This is a genomic window from Caldicellulosiruptoraceae bacterium PP1, from assembly GCA_041320695.1.
In the GTDB taxonomy this organism is placed as follows: Bacteria; Bacillota; Thermoanaerobacteria; order Caldicellulosiruptorales; family Caldicellulosiruptoraceae; genus JBGGOQ01.
In genome coordinates, this window is sequence record JBGGOQ010000002.1 from 223,005 (window position 1) to 245,151 (window position 22,147).

Below are 22,147 nucleotides of genomic sequence, written 5' to 3' on the forward strand. Positions count from 1 at the left end.
TTTTTGGAGGTAAATAAATGCCTAATTATTCGGTATTTACCAGCAAACCTGATGATCTTAAAGTACAAATGTTTGGTTCTGATTTAGACACACCAGTTGCGGTAAATAACGATGGGAAGATATTCATAAAATCAGTTGAAGATACTGTAAATATATCAGGTACAGTTACAGCCACAGCTACAGATTTAGACATCAGAAACCTAAGTAATACTCAAGATAGTGTTCAAATATATGGAACAGATGGTACAACAAATAAGCCAATTCTTACTGACACAGATGGTAAAATAGTTATAAGTTCAACAGGGACTTTAACAATTCAAGCAACAGATCTTGACATTAGAAATTTAAACAATACCCAAGACAATATATTAGTTTATGGGCAAAGCACTTCAGGTAATACAGTAATATCTACAACAACATCAGGAGATGTAAATATTAATCATAACCGAAGAACATTTTATGAAAATTCTTTTTTAAATGTAACAACAACTGATACCTTTCAATATACTGATTTTATTGATGTGTCAAATTATGGTACCTATTCATTCTACGTAAAAAATACAGGAACATTAAATGCTGCTGATTTAGTTCTTCAAATTAGTCCTACTACAAATGCTAATGATACAGTAGATCTTTTATTATTGGCATCATTACCCGCTGGAGATAAAGATGTTTTAGTACCTAATAAGTTCCTACGTTATATAAGATTAGGATATAAGAGTACAGTTCTTACTCAATCAACAACTCTCGATATATATTTTCAAGCTCACGTTTAAAATAAATGAGAGTAGCATAAAAATAGCTACTCTTTTTTATATTATTTAATTACTGCTTTAATTCACATAATTTTTAAAAAATCATATAATGTATGAGAAAAAAAAATAGGGGATAAAGATGTCCGAGATTGTTTTAAAAACAAATTTATCTATATCAGTTACAAATTTTGAGAATACAGACAATAAATTAAGTAAAAAATATATATACTTAGGTAAAGATGGGAGAAATATTTTTAGAAGCCTTATTTTTTTTGATACTTCTACTATTCCTCAAAATTGTATAATTACAAAAGCTGAATTAATACTATTCAAAGCTAAAGATTTTTATCCTCATGAAGATAAAATAATAAAAGTACATGCTTTATTAGATTATTTTAGTTTTAAAACAACATATAATAATATACCTGCTTATGAGAGTTTTTTTATTGAAGAACCTATTGATAACAATAAAATTACAGTTGAAGTTGATATAAAGGATATTGTAGTGAGGTGGGTTAATGGTACTTTACAAAATAAAGGGCTTATTCTTTTTTTAAACGAGGATAGAAAATCTTTGATGTCTTTTACTTCATTTAGATTTTCAATGAAATATTTAAGACCTTTACTTAGAGTTGTATATAGTATACCACCAATTCCTGATATAATAGTGTCTAATCAAACAATCCAATTTAAAGAAGAAGAGGTTATACTAATAGGCTCAACACAAGTTGTAAGTAATAGTTATGATACCAGTTATATTTTGGATGGGACAGTGATAGCTAAAAATGATGCAACAAATTCAGCTGAATTAACAATTGAATGTAGTAATGATGGAATAAATTGGATTAATGATTTGACAGAAATTCTTGAAGCAGGCCAAACTAAAATAATTATACCTAAATATTACAGTAAATTCATAAGATTTAAAGCAAATGCCATTGGTAATATAAATATTAAGATAAGATATGTATATAAAGAATTTATGCATTAAACATTTATTTTCTATAGTTGACAATATGGATGTTTCCAATTGTCAACTATTTTTATTAGTTTTCTTATATTGACAAAATAAAATATATATAATATAACAATAATATAATATGAATATGAGGTGAAGATGATGGAAAAAGAGGTTCTCAATCTCGAAGAGGCTGCTCAGTTTCTTGGTATATCAACAAAAACTTTTTCTCAAATTCTAAAAGATGAAGACATACCAGCCAGAAAAATAGGAAGGGAGTGGAGGTTTTCTAAAAATGCTTTACTTGATTGGTTAAGTAAAGGATCTTCAAAAGATTACTTTACTAATAAGACATTGGTTTCAAGATATGAATATATAAATGCTGGGAGAACAAGTGATATAATTGAACATTCCAAAGAACTACTTAATAAAATCCAAACTGAAAAATATATTGAAATTGAGGGAAAATATTTTGAATTTCCTGATAATGTAGTAATGGAAGCAAAGATTAAAAAAAGAGCTGATACAACTAAGTTTGAGCTTGAGTTTGAGTGGGAAAACACAGGAAAGGAAGGGAATGAAGATGGAGAATAAAAAAGATAATGAAGTAAAGAACAGGAAAATACTTGGTATTAGTTGGAATGCATTTATCTTTGGCTTTGTTAGTATGCTAAATGATTTCTCTAGTGAAATAACAGTAAGAGCATTACCGCTATACCTTAACAATGTACTGAAAACAAAAACATCAATAATTGGTCTTATTGAAGGTGTAGCAGATTCAACCGCTACAATTCTAAAAATATTCTCAGGATATCTTTCTGATAAACTAAATAAACGAAAAAGTCTTGTAACTCTTGGATATACATTATCAGCTGTTTCTAAGCCATTATTATATTTTGCTAATAATTGGTTTATAGTTCTTCTTATTAGATTTTTTGATAGAGTAGGGAAAGGTATAAGAACCTCACCTAGAGATGCTCTTATAGCAAATACAACAGATAAGAAAGAGTTAGGAAAAGCATTTGGATTTAATAGAGCAATGGATCCTGTTGGAGCGATAATGGGACTTATAATAGCTTCAATTATAATTTACATAACTCAAAGAAATATCCATACTTTTACACAGTCATTATTCAAAATACTTGTTTTAATTTCTATTATACCGGTTTTTATATCTGTTCTTCTTATTGTATTATTTATAAAAGATGTTAAAACTAAAAACCCATCTGTAAATAAAGTTGATTTATCTTTAAAAGGTTTTAGCAAGAAGTTTAAATTATATCTATTAACAATAGCAATATTTACACTTGGTAATTCAAGCGATGCATTTTTGATTTTACAAGCACAAAATAAAGGCTTAAGTATCCTTCAAATATTCATTATGCTAATTTTCTTTAATTTGCTTACTACAATAACTGCTTTTCCGGCAGGTATTCTTTCAGATAAAATTAAAAGGCAAAATATAGTTGTAGCTGGTTGGATTTTATATGCTTTTATTTACTTTGGATTTGGCTTTGCATCCAAGGTGGAACATATTGTAATATTATATATCCTCTATGGACTGTATTATGGTCTTACTGAAGGTGTAGAAAAGGCTATTGTTGCCGACCTTGTAGGAAGTGAAAAAAGAGGAACTGCTTATGGGCTTTACAACGGTGCAATTGGTATTTTTGCAATGCCATCAAGTTTAATTGCAGGGCTGCTTTGGCAATATTTTGGTTCTTCAGCTCCATTTATCTTTGGAGGAATAATGGCATTTTTAGCATCTATAATGTTAATATTTGTTCTTAAAATGAAAGAGGCCGCAGATTAGCAGCCTCTTTTTATAGTTTTATAACATCAGTCTTTATATGAAGTTCTCTTAATTGTTTTGGTTCAACCTCACTTGGTGCATCAGTTAAAGGACAAGAAGAATCCTTTACTTTTGGGAATGCTATTGTATCTCTTATAGAATCTAAACCAAGAAGTAGCATACATAATCTATCAAATCCATAAGCAATTCCGCCATGTGGAGGTGTACCATATTTGAAGGCATCTAATAAAAATCCAAATCTTTCATAAGCTTTTTCTTCACTAAAGCCAAGTGCTTTAAACATCCTTTTCTGAACATCTTGCTGATGAATTCTTATAGAACCTCCACCAATTTCAGTTCCATTTAAAACAATATCATATGCTTTAGCACGAGCCTCAGCAGGATTTGTTTCTAAAAGTTCTATATCCTCTTCTCTTGGTGATGTAAATGGATGATGCTTTGCTACATATCTTCCTTCTTCCTCACTATATTCAAAAAGTGGGAAATCAGTTACCCATAATAGATTGAATTTTGAATCATCAATCAAATTCATCTTTCTTGCAACTTCAAGTCTAAGATTTCCGAGTACATCAAATACAATTTCATTCTTATCAGCAGAGAATAAAAGTAAATCTCCTACCTCTGCATTTAGTCTACTTAATATTGAATCAATTTCTTCTTGTTTCAAAAACTTAACAATAGGTGATTTTAAGCCATCTTCTTCAACAGCAATCCAAGCAAGCCCTTTTGCCTTATAGATTTTTGCAAATTCAACTAAAGCATCAATTTCTCTACGGCTGAAGGCTTTTGCAGCTCCTTTTGCATTAATTGCTCTAACTGAACCACCTTTGTTTGCAGCATCATTAAATACCTTAAATTCACATGTTTTCGCAATATCAGTTAAATCAACAAGTTCAAGACCAAAACGAGTATCTGGCTTATCAGAACCAAACCTTTCCATTGCCTCTTTATATGATAACCTTGGAAGAGGTAGCTTTATATCAATACCAAGCATTTCCTTAAACATTGTTGCAATAAGTTTTTCATTTATCTCAATGACGTCATCAACATCAACAAATGACATTTCGATATCTATTTGAGTAAATTCTGGCTGTCTATCAGCTCTTAAATCCTCATCTCTAAAGCACTTTACAATCTGAAAATATCTATCAAAACCTGATACCATCAAAAGTTGCTTAAATATTTGTGGTGACTGTGGTAATGCAAAAAATTTACCTGGAAATACTCTGCTTGGAACAAGATAATCTCTTGCCCCCTCTGGAGTAGATTTTGTAAGCATAGGTGTTTCTATCTCAATAAAGCCATTGTTTGCCAAAAAGTTTCTAACAACTTGATATAGTTTATGTCTGAACATGATATTCCTTTGCATATCAGGTCTTCTTAAATCTATATATCTATATTTTAACCTTGTTGCCTCGTTAACATTTATACCCTCTTCAACCGGGAATGGTGGTGTTTCTGATTTACTAAATATTCTAAGCTCTGTTGCTCTTACCTCAATCTCACCAGTTTTTAACTTTGGATTAACTGTCTCAAGAGGCCTTTTTTCAACAATACCTCTAACACCAATACAATATTCACTCCTTAATCTGTCAGCTTTCTTTAAAAGTTCTTCACCAGATTTTTCGTCAAAAACTACTTGAACAACTCCAGTTCTGTCTCTTAAATCAATAAAAATAATACCTCCTAAGTCTCGTCTAACATCAACCCAACCTGTCAGTGTTACTTCTTTAGAAACATCTTCAACCGAAACCTCTCCACAATACTTTGTTCTTTTTAATCCTTTAATACTTTCCACTAATATCACCCTTTCAAAATATTTATTTAAAAATTAGCTCTTTTATTTTCATCAATAGGTTTGTTTCATCAACCTGATACTCTTCGGAATTTTTCATATTTTTAATATTAAATTTTCCAGTATCAATCTCATTCTCACCAATAATTAATACCAAAGAACAACCAAGTTTATTAGCATATTTCATCTGAGCTTTTATACTTCTTCCTAATTCTTCAATAGTTGTTGAAATATTATTTGATCTTAATAAATTAGCTACCTTAAGTGAATAAATCTTAGCTCTTTCACCCATTGAAATTACAAATACCTCAGGAACGGTTGGTTTTTCTGGAACAAGGTTTTTATTTTTCAAAAGGCTAATGAGTCTTTCTATGCCTAAAGCAAAACCTATTCCTGGAACATCCATACCACCAATTTCATTTATTAAATTATCATATCTACCACCGCCACAAATAGCAAGTTCTCTACCTTCGACAACATCAATTACCTCAAAAACTGTTTTTGTGTAATAATCAAGTCCTCTTACAATCCAAGGGTCAATGCTAAATGGTATATTTATCTCACTTAAGTAATTACATAAGCTATCATGGTGAGTTTTGCATTCGTCACATAAATTATCAATTGGTTTTGGAGCATCTTTTGTTATAACTTTACAACTTTCTTCTTTACAATCTAAAATTCTTAAAGGATTCTTTTCTAATCTTGTTAAGCAAGTTTTACAAAGCTTATCTTTATAATTTGAAAAGTATGTTTTTAGGTTATTATGATAATCCTTTCTGCAATTTGGACAACCTATACTATTGATATTAATTTTTATATCAGAAAGCCCCAAATTTTTAAAAAAGTTATAAGCAAAAGAAATAACCTCAGCATCTGTTATCGGATTTTTTGAGCCAAAATTCTCAATGCCAAATTGATGGAACTCTCTGTATCTACCACCCTGTGGATTTTCGTATCTAAAAGCTGAGATGTTGTAACATAGTTTTTGAGGCATAGGTCTTGAATTAAAGCCATGTTCAATAAAAATTCTTGCAACAGAAGCAGTACCTTCTGGTCTTAAGGTTATACTTCTTCCTGCTTTATCATTAAAGGTGTACATCTCTTTTTGAACAATATCAGTTGTGTCTCCAACACCGCGTTCAAAAAGCTCAGTAGCTTCAAAGGTAGGGAATCTAACCTCCTGATAACCATATAATTTACATATATTATGGAACTTATTCTCTAAATACTGCCATATAAAACTTTCTTCAGGTAAAACATCTCGAGTTCCCTTTGGTGCTTGTATCATAATAAAATCTCTCCCTAAAACTCTTTATCCTAAACATTATATATTATTTAGACAAACTCTTTCAAGTATTGCTTATGTGGCATTTAGATAGTTCCTTTTTATTAGATATTACCATATAATTACAATGCAACTTACATAGCCTTTCTTAAATGATACTCCTTACTATTGATTACTATCTTACAAATTACTAAAGAAAAATATTAAATAAGTCTCCAACAAATGAGATAAACCTCAAAAATAAAGTTAAAAAAATAAATTATAATGATAAAATATATATGAAAGATAAACATAACGTTGATAATATAATCTAATACTTTTGTTATGTGCATGATTACATAACAATGGATTGAATTATTTTTATAATGCTTAGTGAAAAATGTTTCTTATTATTTAGACATACCAATTAGTTGTTGGGGAACAGAAATACTTGGAATAATATAACAAAACGTGACAAAAAGAACCGTCCCCGTTGGCATCATTGGCATAAAATTATAACCGATAGGAGATGACAGAATGGACGAAAGCATAAAAAGGCAGAGGATATTAAAGGCTTTTTTAAGTATTTTATCAGTTTTGGTTGCTGCAATGCTTGTATCATACATAATTCAGCAATATGTCTTAATATTAGTGGTTGTTCCAACACCATCTATGAAAAATACTATTAATATTAATGACCGACTTCTTGGGCTAAAAACATCAGGGCTTTTCAAGTATACAAGAATAAAAAGAGGGGATATTGTTGCTTTTAAAATGCCAGATAATAAGGAAGAGATTTATATAAAAAGAGTAATAGGACTTCCTGGTGATACAATTTACATAAGAAATTCAATTCTATTTGTGAACAATAAACCTTACAAAGAAGATTATATATTAGAAAAGATGGAAGGGAACTATGGACCTTACAAAGTTCCTGAGAACCATTATTTTATGTTAGGAGACAATAGAAATGATTCATTTGATAGTAGAGAATGGGTAAATCCATATGTTGAGAAAAAAGATATTGTGGGTAAAGTTATATTTCGTGTTTATCCTCTAAAAAAAATTGGATTTATAAATTAAGTAAAATTATTATTGACTTAGAGTACACTCTAAGGTATATCATTAAATAAAAATTTACATATAGTCTTTTCTTTCAAATAAGTAATTCATTTATTCTTCTCATTGAGAGGAGGGATATGTTGCAATACTCCATAAAAGAGGTTTCTGAAAAAACTAATCTCTCAGCATATACAATAAGGTATTACGAACAAGAAGGACTACTTCCTAATCTTGAACGCGACGCACATGGAAACAGGATATTTAAAGAAAGCGATGTTGAGTGGCTATTGTTTATTCGCTGCTTAAGAGATACAGGAATGTCAATTACAAATATGAAAAGGTATGTTGAGCTTAATAACTTAGGTGATGCTACCATAGAGGATAGACGAGAAATTCTTCTTAATCATAAAAAATATATTGAAGCAAAAATTGAAGAATTGAATAATTACTTACAAAAGATTAATCATAAAATTGAGTGGTACAATAATACAGTGGCTAAAAATAGAAAAATTGAAACAACAAAACAAAAATAATGGAAGGTGAAAATGATATGCTTTATAGAAAATTTGGTAAGACAAATGAAATGGTTTCAATATTAGGCTTTGGATGCATGAGATTACCTATTTTGGATAATGACCCAACTAAAATTGATTATGATAAAGCAACAGAAATGGTAAGATATGCAATAGACAATGGTGTAAATTATATTGATACTGCTTATCCATATCATGGTTCTGGTGGCGACAAAGGTGGAGCAAGTGAACCATTTGTTGCTAAGGTATTAAAAGATGGCTACAGAGAAAAGGTAAAACTTGCAACAAAACTTCCAAGTTGGCTTATAAAAACTCATGAAGACATGGATAGACTTTTAAACGAACAATTAAAAAGACTTGAAACAGATTATATTGATTTTTATTTAGTTCATGCAATAAACAAGGATTTTTGGGCTAATCTAACTAAACTTGGTATCGACCACTTTTTAAATAAAGCACTACAAAGTGGCAAAATCAAATATGCAGGTTTTTCATTCCATGATGATGTCAATTTATTTAAAGAAGTAGTTGACTACTATGACTGGTCATTCTGCCAAATACAGTACAACTATCTTGATGAAGAATATCAAGCTGGTAAAGAGGGTTTACAGTATGCAGCTAAAAAAGGTCTTGGTATAGTTATAATGGAACCTTTAAGAGGGGGATTGCTTGCCAAAAGCCTTCCACAGCCAGTTTTAGAAGAATTTAAAAATGCAAAAGTCAAAAGAACCCCTGCAGAATGGGCATTAAGATGGATATGGAATCATGAAGATGTTTCTGTTGTTTTAAGCGGTATGAATACCTTGAGCGATGTAATAGAAAATATAAAAACAGCAAGTGATGCAAATCCAAACTCAATGACATCAGAAGAATTGCTTGTTATAGAAAAAGCAAAAGAAACATTTAAGAAGATAAAGGTTAATTGCACTGGTTGTGAATATTGTATGCCATGTCCATCTGGCGTAAATATACCTAAGAACTTCTTATATTATAATAAATACTATCTAACTGAAAATGAAGCAGAAAGAAATGAAATAAAATATAATTACAATAAAGAAATTGCCTCAAACGAAAGAGCATCTTCATGTGTTGAATGTGGCAAATGTGAAACACATTGCCCACAAAAGATAGCTATTAGACAAGAATTGAAGAATGTTAAAGCAATCTTTGAATAAAAAAAGCCAATGGAAGCCAATGGGGACGGTTCTGGTTGGCTCACTGTCTGCCACTATCTGCCAGTGTGAGCCAGGAAGAACCGTCCCCGTTGGCTTATTTCTCAAGTATTTCAATAACCTGCCCAATATACATCCTGTGATAATCCTTATTGGGATAAAACATTCTATCAATTGATGAATCAATAAGTTGATTAGGATTTATGTCCTGAAAATATAATTTTTTAGAAACAACAACTAATTTTGATTCTTCAAAATATATAGCACCACTTTCATGTACAGTAGGATGGAGATTATTTTCTTTTATTTTGTCAACATCTCTTCCTGATACACTGCCACATTTTTCAAGAACCTTTTTGTATTCTTCATCAAAAAAGTTAAAAGAATAATAATCATTATTCTCAATTAGTTCATAGGTGTATCTTTGAGGTCTAATAAAACAAAAAGTAACATTTTTATTCCAAATAAATCCAAAACCACCCCAGCTTGCAGTCATAGCATTAAATTTATCTTTATTTCCTGTTGAAATAAGCATCCAATTAGAACTAATTAAATTAAAAGGATTTATTTGTAATAATTTAGAATCAATTCTTTTAAACATATACTACACCTCCCAATAATTTTAGGTTATTAAGATTTTAACATAATAAAATTGTAGATTTCAAACTTTATAAAATGATAAAATAGAGTATAATATGAAGGAAAAATAAGATTTTATTTTAAATAATTTAACGAGGTGTAATCTAATGAGCAAAATAAAAATAATTACTGACAGCACAGCAGATATCCCAAAGCAACTTAGAGAAAAATTGAACATTGACATAATACCACTTTATGTAACAATAGGTGAAAAGACTTACAAAGATACTTTGGAAATAGATTTTAAAAAATTATATGAACTTGTTGATTACTACAATGAATTACCAAAATCATCTGCACCTAGTGTCTATGACTTTACTGAAACTTTCAAAAGGTATATAAATGAAGGATATGAAATAATATTTTTTAGTATTTCTTCTGAGCTTTCAGCTACTTATCAAAATGCTTGTATTGCAGCCAAAGAGGTATCACCTGAAAAGATCAGTATAGTTGATTCAAGAAATTTAAGCCTTGGAATAGGTATACTTGCTATTGAAGCAGCTGAGATGGCATTAGAGGGATTTTCAAGAGAAAGTATTATTGAAAGAATTAATTTACTTATTCCAAAAGTTAGAGGTAGTTTTGTCATTGAGACTTTAAGATATTTACATATGGGTGGAAGATGTTCATCAGTGCAGATGCTTGCGGGAAGTCTTTTGAAAATACAGCCACAGATTGTTGTGGAAAATGGATTTATGCATGTTGGGACAAAATATAGGGGGAATAAGGAAAAGGTTTTAACACAATATTTTAGTGATTTTATTGAAAATAGAAGTTTTTATAAAGGTAGATTAATTTTAGGCCATTCAGAATGTATAAATGGTCTGCAATTGTTAAAAGATAAGTCAGAAAAAATTTCAAATGTTAAAGAAATAATATTTTTTGATGCAGGTGCAGTAATCTCAACTCACTGCGGCCCCGGAACAGTTGGTGTATTTTATATTGAGGATTAAACTTAAAGAGGCCAACCAATATTTGGAAAGCCTCTTTTTTATATTGTTCACCCTATATTATCCCAAAATAGTTTTATTTTACAACTTATTTCCTCATATGTTTTTACAAAATGTATATTTTCAAAATTTGATAATAATAAATTCTTATATTTAGTATTTTTATACCTTTGGTCAATAAGCAAAATAAAACCTCTGTCAGTTTCTGTTCTAATAAGTCTTCCAATTGATTGAATAACCTTTATTATTCCAGGATAAGTATAAGCATAATCAAAGCCATCAACACCTTTTTTATTAAAATGTTCTTTAATTAGATTTCTTTCAATATTTATCTGTGGAATACCAACACCTACAATAATTATGCCAATTAACTTATCACCATCAAAATCTATGCCTTCAGAAAAAGCACCACCTAAAACACTCAATCCTACAGTTGTATTAAAACTATCTTCTTCAAATTTTGATAAGAATTGTATTTTCTCATGGTCGGTCATATTTTGTGTTTGAAAAATAACATCAGTATCATTATCAATATACTTTAACAACCTATCTTTGACCAAATTCATATATTCATATGAGGGAAAGAAAACCATATAATTCCCCTTTTTTATACTTATAGCAATTATGATACTTTTACATATTTCATCTATTGTATTCATTCTATCTTTATATTTTGTGGATATATTACCTAAAACTAACAACAACCTATTATTCTCATCAAATGGTGACTTTATTTTTATATATTCTGCATTTCCTTCTGATGAAAAATATTTTTTGAAAAATTCAGAAGGAATTAGTGTTGCAGAAAATAGTATACTTGAATGTACTTTGTTAAGCATATTTGAAACTAATTCTGATGAATCTAAACAGCATATTTTTATACTAAAGCTTTTTTCAACCTCTTCACATAATATAACAAAATTGTCATTAAAAAACTCAGAGATTTTAATAAATCTAAAAGTATCAAAAAATAATTGTAATAATGTTTCTAATTTTTCATAATCCTTATTCAGCTCTTGATTTTGCTCATTTAAAATACTTAGAATAGTATTTACAAATGAATACAATGCATTTAGTAAATCATAAGGTTTTTCTTTGGTTACATAAAAGCCTTCACCATTACATAATTTTTTATATTTAATAAATATTCTATTAATTTTATCTAACTGTTTTTTAATTAATTCAATATGTTTAAACTGATTTTTTACATTTAGAATATCTTCCTTTTTTAAGGTAAATGAGTACATATCCCTTGATCTTTCTGGTAAATTATGAGCTTCATCAACTAATAAAACATAATTAGATGGATTATTATCGAAAAATCTTCTTAGGTATACCATAGGGTCAAAAACATAATTATAGTCACAAACAATAATATCTGAAAAAAGACTAAGATCAAGTGAAAATTCAAAAGGACAAACTGTATACTTTTTTGCATATATTTCTATTGTTTCTCTATCAAAAAGATTTGTAGAGTTTATTAAATCGAAAATTGCATTATTTACTCTATCAAAATGTCCTAAAGCATATTCACAATAGTCTTTATTACACCTTTTTATTTCTTTTGGACAAATTTTTTCTTTTGAGGTTAATATTAATGTATTTATGTGTAATCCCGAATTTAAAAAAAGTTTCATTGTTTCTTTTGCTTGAAGTTTTGTTGTCTCTTTAGGGGTTAGATAAAATACTTTTTGGATAGAATTATTAGCAAAAGATTTTATGGCAGGATATAATGCCGCAATGGTTTTGCCAATACCTGTAGGTGCCTGTGCAATAAGTTTACCATTATTTTTTATTGTTGTATAAACTGCTGTTGCAAACTGTCTTTGTCCTTTTCTAACTTTTTTATATGGGAATTTTACATTAGATATAGTTGAAAGTTTTTGATATTGATGTTTTGTAATATATTTAACTATATCTAAATATCTATTTATTAAATCATATAAGAATTGTTCAAGTTCTTCTATTGAATATTCACTTTCAAAGCATTTCTTTTCAAGTGATTCAATATTAACATATGTCATTATTATACATATTTGCCTCAAGTTGTTTATTTTACTAAACATATATGCATAACACTTTGCTTGAGCTAAATGAATTTCATTTAATTCAATACTATCTAAATTGGATACTGTTGATTTTATTTCTTCAATGAAGTATATATTATCTTTAAAAAATATTCCGTCTGCTCGTCCTGCTATAGTAATATCGTAATCATCAATACCAATTGTATACTCAAGGTTTACTTCTTTTTCATAATCCAAGTCGGTATAAGAAGACTGTATCAATTTATGAATATTTATTCCATCAACATTTCTTTTATTCGAGATATATGTATTATCAATGCTTCCACTTCTTAAAACCCATTCTACAAGATCTCTTACAGATAGATTAATAGCATTATTTAGCATAAATAATTGCCTTTCTAGATATATTTAGTAAAATAAATATTATCAGATTAATTTATTTTTTTAAAGATAAAAATAGGGTATTGATATATTAATTAAAATTTATTGGAGTTGATTTTCTTGTGTGGAAGATATTATATTGCTACCGAAGAAGAAAATATTGAGATCAAAATGATTATGGAAGAAATAAGAAGTAAATTGAAAGATTCAGATAAAATTAATTTAATGAAAACTGGGGAGATTTTTCCTACTGACTTTGTACCTGTAATAATTAATAAAGACATGAAAAAACAACCTGACATTCTTAAATGGGGCATAAAACTTGATACGTTGAAAAGCAATGTCATCATAAATGCCCGATTAGAAACAATTCAAGAAAAACCATTATTTAAAAGAATGATAAATAATAGATGCCTTATTGTTGCAAATGCCTTTTTTGAATGGAAAAAGGAAGCAAATAAAAAAGTAAAAAATATAATTTTGTTAGAAAATAAAAAGACTTTTTATATGGCGGGACTTTATGGAACATTTAAAGATAAAGATGATTTGATAAATTGTTTTGTAATAATAACAACAGATGCAAATTCACAGATGAAGGAAATTCATGATAGAATGCCTGTTATTTTAAAAGATGATCTTATTGATTATTGGCTATTTGATAATAATAGTACTATTTTTTCAGAAATATCAAAACCTTTTGAAAATCCATTGATTATAAAACCAATATCAAAATGAAAAGAGGTAGGGAAATCCTACCTCAATTTGCTTTTAGCGTATTCCTCTTTTTACATCTTGGACATATTGATGAGTAATTGTAGTATTTTATCTCACCACCGTCTTTTTCAATCTTCTTTTCTAAAGATTCAAGGCTTGTCACATCCCCTGAATTGTAACCACATTCTTTACAGTATGCAAACATTAAAAACACCTTAAAACTTATTTTTTTATATTTTACCCTAAAAGACCAATGTTATGCAGGATTCTATTGATATTTATTACTGTGCAAATAGATATAAAAAATATAATTATTTTTTAAAAAACATATTGCAAATTTACCATAGCAATGTTAAAATAATTCTAAAGAAGAAATCGATTACGTTATATTTTTTAATTAATATATAAAACGATTACGCTATAAGTGGGAGATTGTAATGAGATATACAATAAAAGATATTGCAAAACTGACTGGTTATTCTACTGCTACAATTTCACGTGCCATTAGCGGTAAAAGCGGGGTTTCGGATGAAAAACGCAAAGAGATTCTTAACATTATTGAAGAATTAGGATATTTTCCTGACCAAACAGCAAGAAAACTAAGAAAAAGAGAAACCAAAACAATTCTTGTAATAATCCCTGATATAGAAAATATATATTTCAATAAGTTTATAAAAGGTCTTGAACAAACAGCACGTAAAGCAAATTATAATATAATTCTTGGTGATACTGAAAAATCGAGAGCTATTGAACAGAATTATTTTAATATGTTAAAAGGAAATGTTGCTGATGGTGCAATTGTCCTCGGACCTTCTTGTGATGTAAGTGTTTTACTTGAAATTAATAGATTATTTAATGTCATATTTGTTTCTGACCATTATTCGGATGAACTTACAACTGTATGCATTGATGATTTTAAATCAGCATATGAAGCAACTACGTATCTGTATAAATGTGGATATAGGAAAATAGCTAAAATAACAGGTACTCTTGATTTAGGAGTAAATAGTGTTGATAGATTAAAAGGTTATAAAATGGCATTGGAAAGCTATGGATTGGAGATTAAAAATGAATATATTAAGAAAGGTGATTTTAAATATGAATCAGGGTATAAGTTAACTAAAGAGTTATTAGATCTTCCAGATCGTCCTGATGCCATATTTTGCTCAAATGATGAAATGGCAATGGGTTCATTAGATGCAATAAAAGAAAAAGGCCTTTCAATACCAGATGAAATAGGCGTCATTGGTTTTGATGATGTTGAATATTCCACAATATATTCTCCAAAAATTTCATCTATTTATCAACCAAGATGGGAATTAGGTGTCTTAGCATTTGAACTTCTTTTGAAAAAAATAAATAATCAAGAAGTAAATAAAGGAAAATACATCTTAGATACTAAATTAGTGCCAAGAGAAACTACAAGAAAGCCAATTTAAACAAAAATAATATTAAATTTTAATAAATATAGTGACAAAATAAACAATATGTAGTATAATATAAACAATAGTAATCGATTGCGTTTTGTTATAAATATACATACGAAAACTGTTATAAACAAAAAAAGAAGACCCAATCAAAATGATTGAGCCTGTTACTTTGGGTATTGCCCAAAGCTAACATATATTATCCCCTTTTATAATATTATATACAAATTTTTAAATTTACAAAAGGAGTGTGTATTTATGAAAAGGTTAGTTTCATTGTTGGTTGTGTTTGCTTTAGTGTTAGGTCTCTTTTCTGTTGTAACTGCTTCTACTTCATCCACTAAAAAGCAAGTTACAATTACTTATGTAAGAGGAAAAGATGAAACACATGCAACAGAAAAAATTATCAAAGAATTCATGAAGAAAAACCCAGACATCAAGGTTATCTTCAAAGAAAATCCTTCAGACACAGGTCAAAACCATGACCAATTAGTTACAGTTTTTAGTGCTGGCGGTTCAGATATTGACGTATTTGATATGGACGTTATCTGGCCAGCAGAATTTGCTCAAGCTGGATACACATTGACACTTGACAGATTCATCAAAAGAGACAAAATTAATTTAACTGATTACATTAAAGGTACTATTGATGCTGCAAGATTCAAAGGTCAAATGTGGGCATTTCCAAAGTTTATTGACGCTGGTGTTTTATATTACAGAAAAGATATAGTTCCTGAAAATGAAGTTCCAAAGACATGGGACCAACTAATAAAAGTTGCAAAGAAATATCAAGGCAAAAATGGAACAAAATATGGTTATTTAATGCAAGCAAAACAATATGAAGGTTTAGTTTGTGATGCTATTGAGTTTATAGCTTCACATGGTGGTAGTGTTGTTGATGGTAGTGGTAACATTATAGTTAATAACAAAGGAACAATTGATGGATTAAAGAAATTAAGAGAAGTTGTAACAGCAGGTATTACACCAAAGAATATTAACACCTTTACAGAAGTTGAAACACATACAGCATTTATAAATGGTGAAGCTGTATTTACAAGAAACTGGCCATATATGTGGGCTATGGTAAATAGTGATCAGTCAAAGGTAAAAGGCAAAGTTGGTATTGCTCCATTACCAGCAGGAACAAAAGGTTCAGCTGCAACTCTTGGTGGCTGGATGGTTGGTATCAACAAATATTCAAAGAATCCAGAGGCTGCATGGAGACTTACAAAATACTTAGTTACAAAAGAAGGACAAAAATTAATGGCTATATACAATGGTAATGTTCCTGTTTACAAACCATTATTTAATGACAAAGATGTTATAAAAGCATTACCATTAGTTGGTGACAAGAAGTTTGTCAGTGCTATATTAGCAGCTGTTCCAAGACCAGTATCACCAGTTTATCCAAAACTTTCAGATGTAATGCAAATTGAAATTTCAAGCGTTGTTAATGGTACAAAGACTGTTGATAAAGCAGTTAAAGATATGGATACAAAGATGAAGGAAATTGTTAAGAATACAAAATAGTTTATGGCATCAATGGCAGGTCGATTTAGGGCCTGCCATAAAGTTTAAAAAGGGGGAGGATTGAATGGATAGAAAAGAAAAGCTATTTGGGTATCTATTTTTACTACCTGCTGTTTTGGTATTTTTGCTTGTAGCTGTTGTTCCGCTTTTTCAAACATTTTTGTACAGCTTCTTTGACATACAGTTAAATAACCCAATTAAAAATGAAGTAAATTTTAAATATAAAATCAATGTAGAAAATTATGCAAATACCAGATTTACTATTGATAGTATGGTAGAAAGTATTGAAGGAGGTAATATTTCTTCTCAAGAAAAACAGAAAATAAATGAGATAAAAAAAGAGATGTCAAAGATTGATAATATCTTATTTAGTGATAAAGCAAAAAAAGATATTCTAAACAAAGTAAATGATAGACTTAATAACTTTAAGCCAGTAGAAGACAGCTTAAAATATATGGAAATTGCAACCTCTGATATAAACCAATATAATAAAGAATTAAATACAATTAATAAAATAGCAGCTACTTTAAACAAATCACAAGAAAATGAGGATCTCAAACAAGCCTTTATTGGACTTGAACAGGTTGTAATAAAGCCAAACTTTGTAGGATTTAGAAACTATGCCTTTTATATAAAGGATACAAGACTTTGGCAGGCAACTAAAAATACTGCACTATTCACTATTGTTACAGTATTTTTTGAATTGATATTTGGACTTTTGTTAGCTCTTGCAATGAACAGGGAATTTAGATTTAAAAATGCTTTCAAAAGTATAGTTCTTTTGCCTTGGGCTATTCCAACTGTTATTTCGGGTCTTATGTGGAAGTTTTTATATGATGGACAGATAGGTATTTTAGCAAAAATTTTTGCTAAAATTGGTATCATAGGTTCTCAAGCTGACTTATTATCAAGTACAGGTAATGCACTATTTGCTGTAATGACAGCAGATATATGGAAGACAACACCATATATTGCTATTCTTCTTGTTGCAGGGCTTCAAACAATTCCAACATCATTGTATGAGGCAGCAAAGGTTGATGGTGCTAATGCAATAAGACAATTTTTCACAATTACATTACCTCTTTTAAAACCCACAATACTTGTAGCATTATTATTTAGAACGTTAGATGCATTTAGGGTATTTGATTTGATATATGTTTTAACTGGTGGAGGGCCAGCAAATTCAACAGAATCTGTTTCCATATATGCTTACAAAACACTTTTTGCACAACTTGACTTTGGTATGGGTTCAACATTAGCAGTATTTATATTTATAATGGTAACAATTATAAGCTTTGTATATATAAAGGTTCTTGGTGCAGAAGTATTTTCCTCTGGCAAAGGAAGGTGAGATAGATGCAAAAAAGTCAGATTAATAAAAAAGAAAGAATAACAAAAATAATTGTTTCAGCATTTATTATAGGTGCTTTAATAATAATATTATTTCCTTATTATTGGTTATTGTTAACATCAATAAGGCCGAAACAAGAAATTTATAATATTTCATCACTTATAACCTTACATCCACAGTTTGGAAACTATTTATTCGTGTTTAAAGAAAGACCTTTTGCAAGATATATCTTAAACAGTTTTATTATTGCTTCAGAAACAACAATAATATCATTAGTAATTGCTTCATTGGCAGCTTATGCAATAGCAAAAACACAAATAAGTCAGAGGGTAAAACAGTTGGTATTAAGTTTATCATTAGCTGTTTCAATGTTTCCACAAATTACAATAGTATCACCTATTTATGTTATAGTAAAGGATTTAGGTCTTAGAAATAGCTGGTTTGGACTTTTGATACCTTATACTACATTTTCGTTACCACTTGCTATTTGGTATCTTACAACATTTTATCAAGGTGTATCACATGAGATAGATGAGGCAGCTAAAATAGATGGTTGCAACACATTCCAAATATTTTATAAGATTATTACACCGCTAGTAATGCCAGGGATATTTACATCAGCAATATTAATATTTATATCTGTATGGAACGAATTCCTATTTGCATTAACAATTAATACTGATGATATTTGGAGAACAGTAGCTGTTGGTATTGTTATGTTCCAAGGAAGATTTACAATACCATGGGATGAAATCTCAGCAGCTGCAACAATTGTTATGATACCACTTATTGTTATGGTATTCTTATTCCAGCAAAAGATTATCTCTGGATTGACTGCAGGTGCTGTAAAAGAATAAAATTAAATAATAATTAATATATATAGAAAAGAAGTTCTTAATTTAAAGGACTTCTTTTTTGTTTTATTTAGGAACTTAAATGATATAATTATTTAAAAGCTTTTTTTGGAGTGGTATGTATGCAAGCTTTGCACGAACTTAATATCTTAGAAAAAGATTTCCCATTTAGGCTATTCTTTACTGAAAGCATAGAGTTTCCTCCACATTGGCATGAAGCAATTGAGGTAGTGTATGTCATTGAAGGGAATATTGACGTGGGTGTCAACAATGAATTATTTAAACTAGATTCAAAAGATATCTTAATAATAGGAATGGGTGATGTCCATTATTATAAGTCAAATAAATATTGGAATAAGATAGTTGTAATTCAGTTCGATCTTGATTTTTATAATACAATATCAAATTATATATCAGATAGAAAGTATTCAAAACTTTTATTAAGTAAAACAAGGAAATTTGATTATAAAGAACATTACAATGTTCATAAGGAATTGGAAAATCAAATAATTTCACTAATAGAGGAATACAATAAAAAACTTGATGGTTATAAAATGGCAATAAAAGCAAGACTTTTAGATATATTGGTTTTGTTGTTAAGGAATATTGATAATTATATATGTTCGGTTGAAAAAATTAAAAAGCACTTTGCTAAACTGGAAAGGTTAGAGAAGATATTTGATTATATTGAAAATAATTATCATAAAGACATATCATTAGATGAAATAGCTCAAGTGGCAAATTATAGCACATTTCATTTTACTAGGTTTTTTAAACAGGTTACAGGTATGACCTTCTCGCAATATTTGAGTATTTATAGAATCAAGAGGGCAGAATGGTTACTTATCAACAAAAATCTATCAATAGCTGAAATAGCAATGAATACAGGCTTTAATAGTATTAAAACATTTAATAGGGTATTCAAAAATATAAAAGGATGTTCACCTACTGAATATAAAAAGCAATATTTGAGAAATGATTAGCAACATAGGAAATGATTAATTAATAATTTATATGTAAAATTAAAATGAGAATGATAAGTTTTTTTGAGAAATGAGGGTGATTTTATTGAAAAGAAAGGCATTAATTGTTTATGGAGGTTGGGATGGCCATGAACCTGATAAGGTGGCACGCATATTCGAAAAAACTTTATTACAAGAGAATTTTGAAGTAGAAGTATATGACACTTTAGATGCTTTCTTGGATTTTGAAAAATTAAAACAGCTTCATTTGATAGTGCCAATATGGACTATGGGGAAAATTACAAAAGAACAGGTTACAAATTGTTTAGAGGCTGTGGCATCTGGTGTTGGAATTGCTGGCTGTCATGGTGGTATGTGTGATGCATTTCGTGAATGTGTTGAATGGCAATTTATGACAGGAGGACAGTGGGTATCACATCCTGGCGGTGATGGAGTGGAATATATAGTTAATATAAAAAGTGGATCAAGCCCTATTGTGGAAGGGATAAAAGATTTTAAGGTAAAGAGTGAACAGTATTATGTACATATTGATCCTGCAATTGAGGTTCTTGCAACTACAAGGTTTCCAGTAATAAATTGGTATCATGCTGCAAATGGTGAGGTTGATGTGCCAGTTGTTTGGACAAAAAGATGGGGGCTTGGAAGGGTATTTTATAATTCATTAGGACACCATGCTGATATATTTGATATTTATGAACCTTTAGAGTTGATGCGAAGAGGCTTTTTATGGGCAGCAGAAGGAAAGGATTTTGCGATAAATAAAGGTTTAGATAAAAGTATATATGAAGATAAGGAACATAAGATGTTTTAATCAAAATATCTGGAGGTGAATGAATATGGAAAAAGTAAAAGTAGGTATTATAGGTTGTGGGAATATAAGTGGAATATATCTTAAAAACTGTACAAAGCTATTTAATATTCTAGAAGTAAAAGCAGTTTCTGATATTATAAAAGAAAGAGCCATCGAAAAAGCAAAAGAATATAATATACCTAATGTATATACTGTCGAAGAACTATTAAATGATGATGAGATTAAGATTGTTATTAATCTAACAATACCAAATGCACATTATGAGGTATGTAAAAAAGCTTTGGAGGCAGGTAAACACGTTTATGTTGAAAAACCATTATCAATTACAAGAGAACAAGGGCAGGAGCTTTTAAACTTATCAAAAGAAAAAGGATTACGTATTGGTTGTGCACCTGATACATTTTTGGGTGGCGGGATTCAGACTTGTAGAAAGATAATTGATGATGGATGGATTGGTGATATTGTAGCTGCAACAGCCTTTATGGTATGTCATGGACATGAAAGTTGGCATCCAGATCCAGAGTTTTATTATAAAATTGGTGGTGGACCGATGTTTGATATGGGGCCTTACTATCTTACTGCATTAATAAATCTTATTGGCCCAATAAGAAGAGTTACAGGTTCTGCGAGAATATCCTTTGCTGAGAGATTGATTACAAGTCAAAAGAAATATGGGACTAAAATTGAAGTAGAGGTTCCAACACACATAGCTGGAGTTATGGATTTTGAAAATGGTGCTATTGGAACCATAATTACAAGCTTTGATGTATGGAGCTCTACATTACCATGTATAGAGATATATGGCAGTGAAGGTACTTTGAGAGTGCCTGATCCTAACACATTTGGTGGCCCAATTTATTTACGTTTAAAGAATTCTAGTGAATGGAAAGAAATACCCCTTGTATATGGCTACTCTGAAAATAGCAGAGGATTTGGAGTTACTGATATGGCTTATGCAATATTAGAAGGAAGAGAACATAGAGCAAATGGGGATTTAGCATACCATGTTCTTGATGTTATGCATGGTTTTATTGACTCTTCAAATACATCACGACATTATCTTGTTGAAAGTTTTTGTAATAAGCCTGAAGCATTACCACTTAACCGATCTAATTATTAAAACCAATG

General features: G+C 29.5%; 21 protein-coding genes. 16 read left to right on the top strand and 5 right to left on the bottom strand.

Going from position 1 to position 22,147, the window contains the following annotated elements:
* Window positions 1-17: 17 nt before the first annotated feature.
* From ACAG39_04615 to ACAG39_04630, 4 genes are all read left to right on the top strand, one after another.
* The gene (locus ACAG39_04615) at window positions 18-776 is read left to right on the top strand and encodes a DUF6385 domain-containing protein (GenBank protein MEZ0536523.1); all 759 of its coding nucleotides are present in this window, start codon (window positions 18-20) and stop codon (window positions 774-776) included.
* Between the two features lie 118 nt (window positions 777-894).
* Window positions 895-1,746: a DNRLRE domain-containing protein gene (locus ACAG39_04620; protein MEZ0536524.1), complete on the top strand. Its 852-nt coding sequence runs from the start codon at window positions 895-897 to the stop codon at window positions 1,744-1,746.
* Between the two features lie 129 nt (window positions 1,747-1,875).
* On the top strand, window positions 1,876-2,307 hold the full coding sequence (locus ACAG39_04625) for a helix-turn-helix domain-containing protein (protein MEZ0536525.1): 432 nt from the start codon (window positions 1,876-1,878) through the stop codon (window positions 2,305-2,307).
* Window positions 2,297-3,526: an MFS transporter gene (locus tag ACAG39_04630; GenBank protein MEZ0536526.1), complete on the top strand. Its 1,230-nt coding sequence runs from the start codon at window positions 2,297-2,299 to the stop codon at window positions 3,524-3,526. The genes ACAG39_04625 and ACAG39_04630 overlap by 11 nt, the downstream gene beginning before the upstream one ends.
* Window positions 3,527-3,536: 10 nt before the next feature.
* On the opposite strand, the gene aspS is transcribed toward ACAG39_04630, so the two are convergent.
* Window positions 3,537-5,324, bottom strand: a complete 1,788-nt coding sequence (gene aspS / locus ACAG39_04635; GenBank protein MEZ0536527.1) for an aspartate--tRNA ligase — start codon at window positions 5,322-5,324, stop codon at window positions 3,537-3,539.
* Between the two features lie 22 nt (window positions 5,325-5,346).
* Window positions 5,347-6,612, bottom strand: coding sequence for a histidine--tRNA ligase (hisS, locus tag ACAG39_04640; protein MEZ0536528.1), 1,266 nt, complete (start codon window positions 6,610-6,612; stop codon window positions 5,347-5,349).
* Window positions 6,613-7,122: 510 nt separating this feature from the next.
* Here hisS and lepB point away from each other — a divergent pair.
* The 3 genes from lepB to ACAG39_04655 all read left to right on the top strand — a co-directional run bounded on the left by lepB (window position 7,123) and on the right by ACAG39_04655 (window position 9,355).
* A complete protein-coding gene (gene lepB, locus ACAG39_04645) occupies window positions 7,123-7,668 on the top strand; it encodes a signal peptidase I (protein MEZ0536529.1) in 546 nt (181 codons plus the stop codon).
* Window positions 7,669-7,787: 119 nt separating this feature from the next.
* Complete coding sequence (locus ACAG39_04650) at window positions 7,788-8,180, top strand: MerR family transcriptional regulator (GenBank protein MEZ0536530.1); 393 nt, start codon at window positions 7,788-7,790, stop codon at window positions 8,178-8,180.
* Window positions 8,181-8,197: 17 nt separating this feature from the next.
* Entirely contained in the window at window positions 8,198-9,355 is a 1,158-nt protein-coding gene (locus ACAG39_04655; GenBank protein MEZ0536531.1) for an aldo/keto reductase, read from the top strand.
* A gap of 94 nt (window positions 9,356-9,449) precedes the next feature.
* Here the strand turns inward: ACAG39_04655 and ACAG39_04660 are convergent, their stop codons facing one another.
* Window positions 9,450-9,953 (bottom strand): flavin reductase family protein, encoded by a 504-nt coding sequence (locus tag ACAG39_04660; GenBank protein MEZ0536532.1) that lies wholly within the window; start codon window positions 9,951-9,953, stop codon window positions 9,450-9,452.
* Window positions 9,954-10,098: 145 nt separating this feature from the next.
* On the opposite strand from ACAG39_04660, the gene ACAG39_04665 reads away from it, so the two are divergent.
* On the top strand, window positions 10,099-10,944 hold the full coding sequence (locus ACAG39_04665) for a DegV family protein (GenBank protein MEZ0536533.1): 846 nt from the start codon (window positions 10,099-10,101) through the stop codon (window positions 10,942-10,944).
* Between the two features lie 47 nt (window positions 10,945-10,991).
* Here ACAG39_04665 and ACAG39_04670 read toward each other — a convergent pair whose 3' ends face one another.
* On the bottom strand, window positions 10,992-13,352 hold the full coding sequence (locus tag ACAG39_04670; protein MEZ0536534.1) for an ATP-dependent DNA helicase: 2,361 nt from the start codon (window positions 13,350-13,352) through the stop codon (window positions 10,992-10,994).
* A 117-nt stretch (window positions 13,353-13,469) separates the two neighbouring features.
* On the opposite strand from ACAG39_04670, the gene ACAG39_04675 reads away from it, so the two are divergent.
* On the top strand, window positions 13,470-14,084 hold the full coding sequence (locus tag ACAG39_04675; protein ID MEZ0536535.1) for an SOS response-associated peptidase: 615 nt from the start codon (window positions 13,470-13,472) through the stop codon (window positions 14,082-14,084).
* 22 nt (window positions 14,085-14,106) lie between these two features.
* Here ACAG39_04675 and ACAG39_04680 read toward each other — a convergent pair whose 3' ends face one another.
* Window positions 14,107-14,268: a hypothetical protein gene (locus tag ACAG39_04680; protein ID MEZ0536536.1), complete on the bottom strand. Its 162-nt coding sequence runs from the start codon at window positions 14,266-14,268 to the stop codon at window positions 14,107-14,109.
* A gap of 232 nt (window positions 14,269-14,500) precedes the next feature.
* Between ACAG39_04680 and ACAG39_04685 the strand changes: the two genes are divergently transcribed.
* The 7 genes from ACAG39_04685 to ACAG39_04715 all read left to right on the top strand — a co-directional run bounded on the left by ACAG39_04685 (window position 14,501) and on the right by ACAG39_04715 (window position 22,139).
* Window positions 14,501-15,502: a LacI family DNA-binding transcriptional regulator gene (locus ACAG39_04685; protein ID MEZ0536537.1), complete on the top strand. Its 1,002-nt coding sequence runs from the start codon at window positions 14,501-14,503 to the stop codon at window positions 15,500-15,502.
* 246 nt (window positions 15,503-15,748) lie between these two features.
* Window positions 15,749-17,020 (top strand): ABC transporter substrate-binding protein, encoded by a 1,272-nt coding sequence (locus ACAG39_04690; GenBank protein ID MEZ0536538.1) that lies wholly within the window; start codon window positions 15,749-15,751, stop codon window positions 17,018-17,020.
* Between the two features lie 64 nt (window positions 17,021-17,084).
* Window positions 17,085-18,371 carry an ABC transporter permease subunit gene (locus ACAG39_04695; GenBank protein ID MEZ0536539.1) on the top strand — a complete coding sequence of 429 codons (1,287 nt, stop codon included), beginning with the start codon at window positions 17,085-17,087 and terminating at the stop codon, window positions 18,369-18,371.
* A gap of 5 nt (window positions 18,372-18,376) precedes the next feature.
* Window positions 18,377-19,228, top strand: a complete 852-nt coding sequence (locus ACAG39_04700; GenBank protein ID MEZ0536540.1) for a carbohydrate ABC transporter permease — start codon at window positions 18,377-18,379, stop codon at window positions 19,226-19,228.
* Between the two features lie 119 nt (window positions 19,229-19,347).
* Window positions 19,348-20,208 carry a helix-turn-helix domain-containing protein gene (locus ACAG39_04705; protein ID MEZ0536541.1) on the top strand — a complete coding sequence of 287 codons (861 nt, stop codon included), beginning with the start codon at window positions 19,348-19,350 and terminating at the stop codon, window positions 20,206-20,208.
* An 85-nt stretch (window positions 20,209-20,293) separates the two neighbouring features.
* Entirely contained in the window at window positions 20,294-21,019 is a 726-nt protein-coding gene (locus ACAG39_04710; protein MEZ0536542.1) for a ThuA domain-containing protein, read from the top strand.
* Between the two features lie 25 nt (window positions 21,020-21,044).
* On the top strand, window positions 21,045-22,139 hold the full coding sequence (locus tag ACAG39_04715) for a Gfo/Idh/MocA family protein (GenBank protein ID MEZ0536543.1): 1,095 nt from the start codon (window positions 21,045-21,047) through the stop codon (window positions 22,137-22,139).
* Window positions 22,140-22,147: the final 8 nt, after the last annotated feature.